Below are 12,025 nucleotides of genomic sequence, written 5' to 3'. Positions count from 1 at the left end.
ATGAGACCGCTGGAGGGGATCCGGGTCGTCGAACTGGCTCATGTCGCGGCTGGTCCGTTCGCGGGCATGCTGCTCGCGGACCTGGGCGCCGACGTGGTCAAGGTCGAGCCGCCGAGCGGAGACCAGATGCGGGCCTGGCCGCCGTTCGCCGTCGAGGGCGAGGAACGGTTCAGCCACAACTTCGCCTCGGTCAACCGCAACAAGCGCTCGGTCGTGGCCGACCTGAAGGATCCGGTCGGACTCGAGCGCGCTCGAGCCCTCGTGGCAGCGGCGGACGTGGTCGTGGAGAACTACCGTCCCGGCGTGCTGGACCGGCTCGGGCTCGGGTACGACACGGTCGCCGCGGACCATCGCGGGCTGGTGTACTGCTCCATCTCCGGCTACGGGCTGAGCAGTCCCTACGCGCACGACGGCGCCTACGACGTGGTGATCCAGGGGATGTCCGGCCTGATGAGCGTCACCGGCGAACCCGATGGCGGACCGGTCAAGGCGGGCGTCCCGGTGGGCGACTTCACCGCCGGCCTCTATGCGGCGTACACGATCGCCGCCGTCCTCCCGCAGGTCCGTGCGAGCGGTCGTTCGGTGAGGTTGGACTGCCCGATGCTCGACTGCCTCCTGGGCATCTCGGCGCTGCAGACCAGCGAGTACTGGGGAACCGGTCGCGAGCCGGCCAGGCTGGGCACGGCCCATCCCCGCAATGCGCCCTATCAGGGGTTCGCGGCGGCCGACGGCGAATTCACCCTCGCCGCGGGGAACGACCGCCTCTGGGCCTGTGTCGCGGACGTCGTCGGACGGCCCGAGTTGGTCGAGGATCCCCGCTTCGGCACCCAGGTCGACCGGGTGAGGAACCAGGTCGAACTCGAGTCGCTGCTGTCGGCGAGGTTCTCCGAGGAGAAGCGAGCACACTGGCTGACCGAACTGAGCGCGCGCGGCGTGCCCTGCGGCCCGGTCAACACCTTCGGTCAGATCCTCGCCGACCCGCACGTCGAGGCCACCGGCCTGGTCGGCACGGTCGAGGTACCGCTGGCCGGGCCGACCTCGACCGTGGTCTTCCCCGTCCGGATCGAGGGGGAGTCGCCCCGCCTGGACCGGGGCGCCCCACGCCTGGGCGCCGATCCGGAGGTGTACGCCGAATGGGCCGGCCGATGAGTCACCCCACCGACGCACACGGCTCCTCCGGAAAGCGCCTCGGGCGAACAACCGGTAGGGGGCAGAGATGAGCCTCATCCTTGATCGAGGCCGGGTCTGGACGCTCACGCTGGACCGCCCGGAGCGCGCCAACGCGCTCTCCGCGCACCTGGTCGAGTCGCTCCTTGCCCTGCTCGCCGAGGCCGAGCACGCCCGGCCGACCGCAGTGGTGCTGCGGGGCAACCCGCGGCACTTCGCCGCGGGCTTCGACGTGGCCGGGCTGCACGACGAGTCCGACGCCTCGCTGGCCGTTCGCTTCCTGCGGATCGGGCAGCTCCTGGAGCGGCTCGCCACGGCGCCGTACCTCACCGTCGCGGTGGTCGAGGGGAGCGCGGTCGGTGCCGGAGCCGACCTGGTCGCCGCCTGCGACCACCGCCTGGCGTCGCCGAGGGCCACCTTCCGCTTCCCCGGCGCCCGCTTCGGCGTCGTCCTCGGCACCGCTCGCCTGGCCGCGCTCAGCCGATCGGTCGGGCTGGCGGGTGGAGCGCCACTGACCGCGGAGCAGACCGGCGGTCTGGTGACGGGAACACCCGAGGACCTGCCCGGACTGCTCCGGGACTGGTCGACCACCGAGCCTTGTGCCCGCCCCGCACTCCTGGCCGCCGGCCGACCGCCGGTCGACCACGACGCCGCCCTCGCCGCGCTGGCCCGCTCGGTCGCACGTCCCGGTCTCCGGGATCGGATCGCCGCCTACGCCGGCGTGGCCTCGCTGCCCACCGCACCTCGCCCACTCCCCGAAGGAGAGAACAGATGACCAGTTCCCGGACCAGCCAGCCCGACACCCGGCGCGTGGTGCCCGTGCGCAGTGACGTCCCGCAGCTGGACGCCTTCGCCGCCCGCGTGCGGGCCCTGATCGGAGCGGGCCTCGACGAGCGGGCCCTCACCCGAGCCATTCAGCAGGAGTTGACCAGGGTGCTGGCCGCGGGCTTCGAGCTCCCCGGTGAGAAGACCCGTCCCGACCCCGATCGCTACGTGATGTACCCGCTGCACGTGGAGGGGGACGGCTCCTTCTCCATCGCCAGCGCGGTGTGGAACGTAGGTCAGGGCACGCCCGTCCATGGCCACGAGACCTGGGGCGTGGTCGGGATCTACCGCGGTGTCGAGGTCGAGACCCGCTTCGAGAAGCCTGCCGTTCCCGACGTACCCCTGGTGCCCGAGGGGACGGACGAGTGGACCCAGGGCCAGGTGACCGTCTGCTGCACCACCGACGACGACGTCCACCAGGTGCGCTGCGGCGGTGACGAACCGGTGATCGGCATCCACGTCTACGGCGCGGACATCGGCACCCTTCCACGTCGCTCCTACGACTCGGAGACCGGCGCGGTGCACTGGTTCACCAGCGAGTGGGCGGCATGAGACGCCCGGAGACACGCTGGGACGAGCCGACCGGTGGTACGCCGCGCGGCACCGTGATCCTGGTACCAGGACGGGGCGAGACGGCGGCGTCGTACGCGCGGTTGGGCCGTCGCCTCGCTGCGGACTCGTATCGGGTGCGGTACGTCGAGGGGCTCGACGTGCCCGATGCGGTGCGGGCGCGGATCGAGAAGCTCCTGGCCGAGGAGTCGCTGCCGGCGCCGCGGGTGCTGCTCGGCTCCGACAGCGGGGCCGCCGCAGTGGCGCGCCTCCTCGGCCGCGTGGACGCGGACGCGGGCGTGTTGGCGGGTCTCGCGCTGCCCGGAGCCCCTGCACACGTCGACTCCTGGGAGGAGGAGGTGGAGGCTCGGACCGCCTGTCCGGTCCATCGCCGGGTGATCGGTGAGGACACCGACTTCACCCGCGGGCGGTTGGCCGACCCGGTTCCGGGTCCCGAACTTCGGACGCTGCCCACCACGCGGCCGCTCCTGGTGCTGCACGGGTCCGCCGACACCATCACCCCGGTGGCGCAGGTGACCGCGCTCGCCGAGACCGCGCCGCGGGCCCGGCTGCGGGTAGTGGCAGGGGGGCGGCACGACGTCCTCAACGATCTCGCGCACCGCTCGGTCGCGGCGACCGTGGTGCTGTTCCTCGAGTCACTGCGGCTCGGGTCCGGTCTCCCCGAGGTGGTGAGCGCTCACCCGTGATCCCACCCATCGGTTCCTCTGCCACGCATCCCCGAGCGAAAGGCACCTTCTCGTGACCACGCTGAACACCAATCAGGATCTCGACCCGACCCGACTGCGGCACGCATTCGGCTTCTTCCCCACCGGTGTCGTCGCGGTGGCGGCCGAGGTCGAAGGGGAGACCCTCGGACTCGCCGCCAGTTCGTTCACCTCGGTCAGCCTCGACCCGCCGCTGGTCTCGATCAACCTCGCCGTCACCTCCAAGACCTGGCCGGCGCTGCGCAGGGCAGAACATCTGGGGGTGACCGTGCTGGCCGACGGGCAGGCAGCGGTGTGCCGGCAGTTGGCCGGGCCGGTGGACGAACGTTTCGCCGGTGTCCCACGGGTGACCACCGAGGAGGGCGCGGTACTGCTCGACGAGGGGCTGGCCCGCTTCGACTGCACGATCTACCGCGAGGTCGACGCCGGCGACCACATCCTGGTGCTGCTCCAACTCCACCGGGTGGAGCACGCCGACCACGCCACCGCCCTGCCACCGCTCATCTTCCACCGCAGCGGCTTCGGCACGCTGCAACAGCCCGCCTAGGGGGAACCGATGTCGATCCATACCCGCCGCATCCGCACCACCTCGCCGCGCACCGCCGTGGTCGTCGGCAATCCCAAGCCCCGGTCGCGCACCCTCGCCGCCGCGACCACCCTCGCCCGCGGACTCACCGACACCGAGCCGGACATCGTGCTCGACCTGGCCGAGCTGGGCGGCTCGCTCTTCGACCAGTCCGCACACGAGGTCTCCGAGGCGGTGGAGAGCGTCGCCGGCGCCGACGTCGTCGTGGTGGCCAGCCCGACGTACAAGGCCGCCTACACCGGATTGCTCAAGGCGTTCATGGACAGGTTCCCCGGCGGCGGGCTGGACGGCGTCCTCGCGGCGCCGCTCATGCTCGGTGCTGGTCCCGGCCACGCGTTGGCGGTCGAGACCACCCTGCGGCCGGTGCTCTCCGAGCTCGGGGCGACCGTGCCCGCCGGCGGGCTCTACGTCATCGATGCGCAGTACGACGAGCCCGCGGTGTACCAGCCGTGGCTCGACCGGGCCCGCCCGGTGTTCGACGCACTGCTCGCGGCGAAGGCGGTGGTGTGAGGTGTGGGGCGGGCGCCCCGTGAGGGACTGCGCACCGGGGGAATGCCCCCGTGTCGTCGTCGCCGGCGGGGGTGCCGCCGGCACCCTGACCGCGCTGCACCTGGCCCGCGCTGCGCGCCGCCGCTCGACGCGACTCGAGGTGCTCCTCCTCGACCCGGCCGACCGCTGGGCCCGGGGGGTCGCGTTCGGCACGACCGACGAGGACCACCTGCTGAACGTGCCCGCCTCGGGGATGTCAGCCCTGCCCGAGGAACCGGGCCACTTCGTCGCCTGGCTCGGTCGTCAGGAGGTCGGCAGCAACGCCGATGCCAACGCCTTCGTGGCGCGGCGACAGTTCGCCCGATACCTCGACGACACCCTGACCCAGGAACTCCAGGCGGACGCTCTGGTCACCCTGCGGCACCTGCGCACGCGCGCGGTCGGGGTACTGCGGACCGGGTCGGGCTGGACGGCGCTCACCAGCGAAGGCGCCCGCCTGGCCGCGGAGGCCATCGTGGTCGCCACCGGTCTGCCCGGCGCGGGTGACTCCTGGGCGGCGGAGTCGCTGCGCGACTCCGCCTTCTTCGTGCCCGACCCATGGGCGACGGGAGCGCTGGACGTCGTACGCCGGGACGCGGCCGGTCCCTCCGATGTCCTCATCGTGGGGGCGGGGCTCACCATGGTCGACGTCGTGCTCTCGCTCTCCGCCGGGGACAACCGCCCCGACCGGACCCTGCACGCGGTCTCCCGCACCGGCCGGCTGCCGCGCGCGCACCTGGCGGTGCCGAAGCTCGCGGCCATCCCCGACATCTCCGACTGGGGAGGCACCCTCGAGGAGATCCTGCCGCGGGCCGAGCGGCACCTGCACGACGTACGGGCGACCACAGGGGACTGGCGGCCGGCGGTCGACGGGCTGCGCTACCGGATCGCGGAACTGTGGGAGCGGTTGGACGACGGCGAACGCGATCGATTCGTGGCCGAGCACGCCGGCGGGTGGAACACGCTGCGCCATCGGATGCCGCCCACCAGTGCGACCCTGGTCGACTCGCTGCGGAGTACCGGACGGCTGCGGGTCGAGGCGCTCACGGTGGGCGACGCGGAGCCGCTCCAGCGCGGTGGCGTGCGAGTCTCCCTCTCCGACGGGAGCCGCCGCGACGTCGGCTGGGTGGTCAACTGCACCGGCCCGCGTGCCGACATCCGGACGCTGGGCAATCCGCTCCTCGACGACCTGCTGCGTTCCCGCCCCGGTGGTGCGATCGCCTCGGTCGCCTCCGCTGGGATGGGTTTCAGCACCGATCGCGGACGACTGATCGGCGGCCTCGGTGACACCGAGGCCCCGATCTGGACGCTCGGCGCGCTGCGCCGAGGCGAGCTGTGGGAATCCACGGCGGTGCCCGAGATCCGGGTCCAGGCATCCGGGGTGGCGACGTCGATCCTGGACGCCGTCGCACCGCTGCCGCGCCGGCTCGAGGACGGCCGGTGGGTCGGTGGGCACCACCCGGTGGCACGCCCCCGCGACCCGCTGGGGCTGCCGTTGTCCACCACCGCCGAGGCCGCGGCCGCGTACAACGCCGGCCTCGAGCGGGTGATGCGGTTGCAGTCGGGCGGTGAGGACCTGATTCGCGAGGCGACCCGGCTCGACCCCGACTTCGCCGTCGCCCACGCGGCGCTCGCGCTGCTCGGGCACGAGGCGGGAGCGGACATCGACGTCGGCGCCAGCCTCGGCGATGCCCGAGCGTCGATCCTCACCCGCGGCGACGCCCGCGAGGCGAGCTTCGTGGAGGTGGTCGGACGCCGGGTGGAGGACCTGGGGGAGACGGGTGCCCAGGCGCTGATGTCGCATGTGGCGACGCACCCTCGGGACGCTCTCGCGGTGTCGGCGGCGGTGCCCACCATCGCCTTCTCCGGGGTGACCGACGTACGACGCGAGGCCTGGGACCTGGTCGAGGGGCTGGCACCGGCGTACGGCGACCACTGGTGGTACATCTCCCTGCTCGCGTTCACCCGGCAGGACCAGGGACGCTTCGAGGAGGCGGGGATGCTCGCCGAGAGCGCGCTCTCCTGCGAGCCGACCTCCGGGCATGCGGTGCACGCCCAGACCCACGTGTTCTACGAGACCGGCCAGCACGAGGAGGGCCGGGCCTGGCTGGACCATTGGGTGCGGGAGAGCGGCCGCTCGGCCAGCCACCGGGCACACTTCTCCTGGCATGCCGCGCTGCACGAGCTCGCGCTGGGGGACACCGAGGCGGTACGCCACCGCTACTACTCCCAGCTCGCCCCCGACACGGTGACGGGGGTGAGAGCACTGGTGGACTCGGCCTCACTGTTGTGGCGCTGGCATCTCACCACCTCGGGCTGGGACGCCGCCGCGGCGGCGATGGGCGCGGCGCCGGCGTTCGCGGGGGAGGGGCCGACGCCTCCGATCGGCCCGATCCTGGCGGCGGCCGACCCCGCACTGCTGGAGCGGCCGGAGACTCCCTTCGTGGCCCTGCATGCGGCGATCGCGCGGACCGCTGCCGGTGACGCGGAGGGGCTTCGCCGACTCGGCGTCCACGCGCTCGGGGCCGCCGACCCGACCCTGCGCAGCGTCGTGGCACCGGTGTGTCGCGCCTTCGGCTCCCTGCTGGAGAAGGACTGGCGCGGGGCGGCCGAGCGCCTCCAGGAACTTCTGCCGGTGCTGCCCCGGGTGGGGGGTTCCGATGCGCAGCGCGAGGTCGTGGAGGAAGCCATGCTCTACGGATTCGTGCACGCGGGCGACGCGGAGGCCGCATCGGCCGTCCTCTCCGAACGGCTCGAGCGGCGGGACTCACCGCTGGACGCGCGCCGCGCCCATGCGCTCGCGAGCAGGGTGTCGGCGAGCCCGATCACACTCGGCTCGGAGTGAGTGGCTCAGCCATCGCACTGCCGGACCGACGACGGGGCCGGGACGGGCGATGGCTGCCGTGGCCCGAGCAGTCGACCCAGCAGCATCACCCCAACACCGGCGATGACCACGCTGAGCAGCGCGACCCGGAGGTTCGACGCGTCGGCGACCAGCCCGACGGCGACCGGCGAAAGGAGCAGCCCCACCCGCAGCAGCCAGTTGACCGCGGTGAGACCGACACCGGGGGCGAGTCCGGGAAGCTCGTCGGCGGTGTGCATGGCAAGCGGGATGACGGTCGCGGTGCCGAGCCCGGCGAGGGTGAACCCGACCAGGGTCGTCGGCACGGAAGGCACCGTCAGGGCCAGCCCCATCCCCAGCGCGATCGCTGCTCCGCCGACCAGCGCGACACGGGGTGCGCCGTACCGGTCCACCGCGCGGTCCCCGGTGAACCGGCCCACGGTCATCGCGGCCTGGAGGGCGACGAAGGCGAGCCCACCCAGCGCGGCCGTCGCGCCGACCTCGACTCGCAGGTAGAGGGCGCTCCAGGTGGCCCCGGCGTCCTCGACGAAGACCCCGCAGGAGGCGAGCACACCCAGCGCCAGCACCAGGAGCACGACCCGCCCGGTGGGACGGCGTACCGGGGTGGTGGTCCGCTGCGCACGTGCCTGGCCGTCCGGGCCGGGCAGAAGCCACCGGCCCGCCACCAGGGCGACCACGCTGAAGACCACCGCGGAGATCAACAGGTGCAGGCCGAGCGGGACGATGAGGCCGGCGGCGGCAGACCCGAGCAGGCCGCCGGTCACGGCACCGAGGCTCCACATGCCGTGGAAGGAGTTGATGATCGAGCGGTCGTAACGGCGCTGGAGTCGTAGTGCGTGCGCGTTCTGGGCGACATCCACCACGGCGTCCAGGCTGCCCACGACCAGCATGACCGCGGCGAGGCCGAGCCAACTGCCGGCGAACGGGACACCGGCCACCGCGAACGCCAGGAGCACCAGCCCGAGTGCGCCGACCCGTCCCGACCCGAAGCGCTGGATGAGCAGCGGGGCCAGCAAGCCCGCGGCCAGGGCGCCGAACGGCATCGCCGCGATCGCCGTGCCGAGGCCGGCGTTGCTCAGCCCCAATTGGTCCTTGATCTCCGGCAGCCGCGGGATCAGGTTGGCGTACAGGACCGCATTGACGAAGAACAGCGCCGAGACCGCCCGCCGGGCCGGTCTCAGCGCCGCCTCACCCTCGCCCAGACTCACCCGGACGATCCTCGCGCATCGGCGTACGACGGGCGAGCAGGAACAGGATCGCCGCCCCGATGAAGAGCAGCACCGCGACGGTGATCGTGACGGTGGTGCGGTCCCAGCCCGATCCGGCCGGCTTCGCCGCTGCGGAGCCTTCGTCACCGGCAGCCTCGTCCGCATTCGCACCGGCATCGGCACCGGCGTCCGAGGACGGCGCCTGGTCGGGCCCCTCGGTCTCGCCACCGGACTCGGACGGTGTCCCGACGCTGAAGCCGATCTCGCCACTGATCTGGTGGCCGTCGGAGGAGGTGGCGCGGTAGGCCATCGTGTAGCTGCCCTCCCCGCCGTTGCCGATCTGCAGGGTCACCAGGTTGCCGTCGACGACCGCGTCGCCCAGCCCGATGGAGGTGCCGTGCGGGTCGGTGACGATCACGTACGACGGATCGGCGATCTCATCGCTGAACTCGAGGGTCACCTCGCGAGGCGCTTCGGCCAGTTCGGCGCCGTCGGCGGGCGTCGAACTGATCAGGGTGGCGTGGGCCGAGGCAGGGGAGGGGACGAGCGCGATCAGGAACGCTGCGAACAGGGCGGTCAGCATCGCGACCGCCACGGGACGACGGGTGCTCATCGCTCCACCAGCCCCTGGCCGACGTACTCGTCCTCCGCGGCGCCCGGCGGGATGGCGTAGACGGCTGAGCCGATGGTGGTCACCCATTCGTTGAGGCGGTCGAGTTCGGCGAGGCGGGCCTGCACCGGCACGAACTGCCGCTCCAGGTCGGCCGCGAAGGCGATGAAGACCAGGCCGCTGTCCTCCCCGGTCGGACGGGAGGGATCCGGGACGGTGTAGTTGTACGAGCGTCGATGGAACCGCTGCGCCGGGTCCTCGGACCGGGCCCGGGCGACGTGGCTGGCGGGGTCGATCACCGGGAAGCCCAGGTCATCGGTGGCCTCGAAGTCGGGCTCGTCGTGTTCGGAGGTACCGGTCAGCGGGGCGCCGTTGTCGAGGGTGCGGCCGATGGTGGCCTCGCGCCCGGGGCGGTCGACCTTGTCCCAGGTGTCGAGTTCGGTCCGCATCCGGCGTACCACCATGAAGGTGCCGCCCTCGAAGCCGGCCTGCTGCGACCACACCAGCGAGGCGAAGTCGGGGTCGGCCTCGACGGGGTTGACGGTGCCGTCCACCTGGCCCATCACGTTGCGCATGGTGGTGCCGTCGGGCACCGTGCCGTGGGCGTAGCGGTACCCCTCCTGCAGCCAGCGCACGGTGGCGAAGTCGGCGGAGTCCTTGAGGATCATCCGGCGGGCGTGGGCGAGGGTGAGGGGATCCTCGGCACAGATCTGCACCGCGAGATCGGTCTGTCCCCAGGCCGGATCGAGCCGGTCGGTCTTGAAATCGGGCAGCGCCTTGAGGCCACCGACCCGGCCGCCGAGGAGCTGGTCCATCACCCGGGGACCGAACCCGAAGGTGACGCTCAACCGTGCAGGGTGCTCGGCGAGCTCGGGTTCGGTGTCGGCCAGGGCGGGAAGGCCGCGGGTGAGGCGGGCGGCGTCGTCACTGAGCAGGGACAGCATGCGGCCCAGGTCGGGCTTCGTCACCCCGTCCCGCAGGTCGAGCCCGATCAGGGTCAGGGTCGCCTGTGGCGGCGTCGCGATCCCGGCCTGGTGGGCCGCGTGGAAGGAGACGGTCTCGTTGCCCGGCGATGGGACGGTCGTCGTCGCTGGTGCGCCGGTCGTCTCCTCCGCCGCGGCAGGGGCGGGGAGCAGCCCGGCCGCCGCCGACCAGCCCAGCCCGGCACCGCCGAGCGCGGCAGCGCTCGACTGCAAGACCTGGCGCCGGCCCCAGCGTCGGGGGGATGAACTCATCTGCACTACCTCAGGGACCGGTCTCAGGAACCGCTGCCGTTCGAGGGCGAGTCGGCGCCATGGTCCATCCCGTCCATGTCACCCATGTCGTCGTGGTCCATGTCGTCCATGCCATCCATGGAGTCCTCGGACTCCGAGTCGCCGTAGTTCTCGTCGGCGCCGGCGAAGTCCTTCACGATCGCCTCCACGGAGGACGTGCTGCCGTCCTCCAACTGGAGTTCGACGGTGACGCGCTCGCCGGGCTTGAGGGCCTTGGTGAGTCCCATCAGCATGACGTGGTCGCCGCCCGGCTCGAGTTCGTGGCTCTCGCCAGCCGGCACGGTGAACCCGCCCTCGACCGGCTTCATCATCGAGGATCCATCGCTGCCCTGGGTGGTCTCGTGCAACTCGACCGTGCTGGCCGCGGGGCTGCTCGCCCCCGTCACCACGACCTCGGTGGACCCGTCATTGGTGAGGTCGGCGAACAAGGCGGTCATCCCACCCTTCTCAGCGGACTTGATCCAGGGGTCGACCGCGGTCACCGCGGCACCCTCGTCCCCTGCGGCCTCCTCGGTCCCGGCGGACGCGCCCGAGGAACTCGGGGAGGAGGTGCTCTCCGAGGCCGTCGCAGACCCCTCATCGGTCCCTCCGCAGGCGGCCAGGGTCAGAGTCAGGGCGGCGCCGCAGAGTGCTGCCGAGACGCGTCGAGTGCGCACAGATACCTCCATAGGACGGGGCGAACCGCCGCCCATCTTCCCACGGTGGCGGCCGGCAGCCGGTATCGAGGAGCCGTGCAGGAGTGGCCCAAGGGAAGGGGGAGGACGGCGGCGCCGGGTGACTCAGCTGGGCCGGCGGTCGGGTGCGGCTCGGTCGGTGATGATCGGTGAGTGGGGCGTGTCGGTGTGATTCAGTCGGCACCCTCGACCGCGGTGATGAGGAGCGCGTGGGTCGCACGGTCGAAAGCGACCAATCGGACCTCGCTGACGTCGGTGGGGGATGAGGCCAGGGTGTCCACCGCCGCTGCGATGGCGTCGTCCTTGGGCCAGCCGTACACGCCCGCGCTGATGAGGGGGAACGCCATGCTCCGCACGCCGAGTTCGTCCGCCACCTCGAGGCAGCGTCGGTAGCACGAGATCAGCAGGCTCCGGTCGCGCTGACCCGCGGCATGGTTGGGGCCCACGGTGTGGATCACCCACCTGGCGGGGAGGTTGCCCGCGACCGTCCAGCCGGCGTCGCCGGTGGCGAGCCCGTCGGGGAATCGGGCGATGCAGTCGGCGAGTACGTCGGGCCCGCCGGCGCGATGGATCGCACCGTCCACACCCCCACCGCCCCTCATCGCGTTGTTGGCGGCATTGACCACCGCATCGACGCTCTGCGCAGTGATGTCTCCGTGGATGGCAGTGAGGGTGGCCATGTTCCGATTCTGGGTCGCCGCAGCGCCGAGACAACCCTGCGACCACCCCCGATTCTGTGGGCTCCGGTGGATGGCGTAGTGTCCTGTTCAGCGACGCGGGGTGGAGCAGCTCGGTAGCTCGCTGGGCTCATAACCCAGAGGTCGCAGGTTCAAATCCTGCCCCCGCTACCAATGTGATGTCGGTGGACATCGACAACAGCGGGCCTACGTTTACGTAGGCCCGCTGTTGTGTTTCTCGAGCGAGTGAGCGACGGCGGATCAGCCGTGTAGGTGCGCTCGTGTCGAAGGGCCCTCCGGCAGAGGGCCGGATGGGCCTGAGCATCCCGGTCGTCGAGT

Annotated in this window: 12 protein-coding genes and 1 tRNA gene; 8 read left to right on the top strand and 5 right to left on the bottom strand. The window is 72.2% G+C overall.

All coding sequences use genetic code 11. The features are described 5' to 3' along the window. From G515_RS0118170 to G515_RS0118140, 7 genes are all read left to right on the top strand, one after another. Positions 1 to 1,149: a CaiB/BaiF CoA transferase family protein gene (locus G515_RS0118170; RefSeq protein WP_028661305.1), complete on the top strand. Its 1,149-nt coding sequence runs from the start codon at positions 1 to 3 to the stop codon at positions 1,147 to 1,149. Between the two features lie 67 nt (positions 1,150 to 1,216). Further along, positions 1,217 to 1,942 (top strand): enoyl-CoA hydratase/isomerase family protein, encoded by a 726-nt coding sequence (locus tag G515_RS22255; RefSeq protein ID WP_051218551.1) that lies wholly within the window; start codon positions 1,217 to 1,219, stop codon positions 1,940 to 1,942. Beyond that, positions 1,939 to 2,544, top strand: a complete 606-nt coding sequence (locus G515_RS0118160; RefSeq protein ID WP_211221075.1) for a cysteine dioxygenase family protein — start codon at positions 1,939 to 1,941, stop codon at positions 2,542 to 2,544. The genes G515_RS22255 and G515_RS0118160 overlap by 4 nt, the downstream gene beginning before the upstream one ends. Continuing rightward, a complete protein-coding gene (locus tag G515_RS0118155; protein WP_028661303.1) occupies positions 2,541 to 3,248 on the top strand; it encodes an alpha/beta hydrolase in 708 nt (235 codons plus the stop codon). Before G515_RS0118160 ends, G515_RS0118155 begins: the two co-directional genes overlap by 4 nt. A 52-nt stretch (positions 3,249 to 3,300) precedes the next feature. After that, positions 3,301 to 3,813, top strand: a complete 513-nt coding sequence (locus tag G515_RS0118150; RefSeq protein WP_028661302.1) for a flavin reductase family protein — start codon at positions 3,301 to 3,303, stop codon at positions 3,811 to 3,813. A 9-nt stretch (positions 3,814 to 3,822) separates the two neighbouring features. Continuing rightward, positions 3,823 to 4,362 carry an NADPH-dependent FMN reductase gene (locus tag G515_RS0118145; protein WP_051218550.1) on the top strand — a complete coding sequence of 180 codons (540 nt, stop codon included), beginning with the start codon at positions 3,823 to 3,825 and terminating at the stop codon, positions 4,360 to 4,362. Between the two features lie 19 nt (positions 4,363 to 4,381). After that, positions 4,382 to 7,225 (top strand): FAD/NAD(P)-binding protein, encoded by a 2,844-nt coding sequence (locus G515_RS0118140; protein WP_051218549.1) that lies wholly within the window; start codon positions 4,382 to 4,384, stop codon positions 7,223 to 7,225. A 5-nt stretch (positions 7,226 to 7,230) separates the two neighbouring features. Here G515_RS0118140 and G515_RS0118135 read toward each other — a convergent pair whose 3' ends face one another. The 5 genes from G515_RS0118135 to G515_RS0118115 all read right to left on the bottom strand — a co-directional run bounded on the left by G515_RS0118135 (position 7,231) and on the right by G515_RS0118115 (position 11,689). After that, complete coding sequence (locus G515_RS0118135; RefSeq protein ID WP_028661299.1) at positions 7,231 to 8,451, bottom strand: MFS transporter; 1,221 nt, start codon at positions 8,449 to 8,451, stop codon at positions 7,231 to 7,233. Then, a complete protein-coding gene (locus tag G515_RS23675) occupies positions 8,432 to 9,064 on the bottom strand; it encodes a copper resistance CopC family protein (RefSeq protein ID WP_051218548.1) in 633 nt (210 codons plus the stop codon). The genes G515_RS0118135 and G515_RS23675 overlap by 20 nt, the downstream gene beginning before the upstream one ends. Further along, positions 9,061 to 10,296: a Dyp-type peroxidase gene (locus tag G515_RS0118125; RefSeq protein ID WP_028661298.1), complete on the bottom strand. Its 1,236-nt coding sequence runs from the start codon at positions 10,294 to 10,296 to the stop codon at positions 9,061 to 9,063. The genes G515_RS23675 and G515_RS0118125 overlap by 4 nt, the downstream gene beginning before the upstream one ends. 23 nt (positions 10,297 to 10,319) lie before the next feature. Beyond that, positions 10,320 to 10,817 carry a copper chaperone PCu(A)C gene (locus G515_RS0118120; RefSeq protein ID WP_169570691.1) on the bottom strand — a complete coding sequence of 166 codons (498 nt, stop codon included), beginning with the start codon at positions 10,815 to 10,817 and terminating at the stop codon, positions 10,320 to 10,322. A 365-nt stretch (positions 10,818 to 11,182) separates the two neighbouring features. After that, on the bottom strand, positions 11,183 to 11,689 hold the full coding sequence (locus tag G515_RS0118115; RefSeq protein ID WP_028661296.1) for an O-acetyl-ADP-ribose deacetylase: 507 nt from the start codon (positions 11,687 to 11,689) through the stop codon (positions 11,183 to 11,185). 94 nt (positions 11,690 to 11,783) lie between these two features. Here G515_RS0118115 and G515_RS0118110 point away from each other — a divergent pair. Then, a tRNA-Met gene (locus tag G515_RS0118110) sits at positions 11,784 to 11,860 on the top strand. The last annotated feature ends 165 nt before the right edge of the window (positions 11,861 to 12,025 follow it).

It is taken from the genome of Nocardioides insulae DSM 17944 (assembly GCF_000422825.1).
Taxonomy (GTDB): Bacteria; Actinomycetota; Actinomycetes; order Propionibacteriales; family Nocardioidaceae; genus Nocardioides; species Nocardioides insulae.
This window is presented reverse-complemented; position numbering and strand designations above follow the sequence as displayed.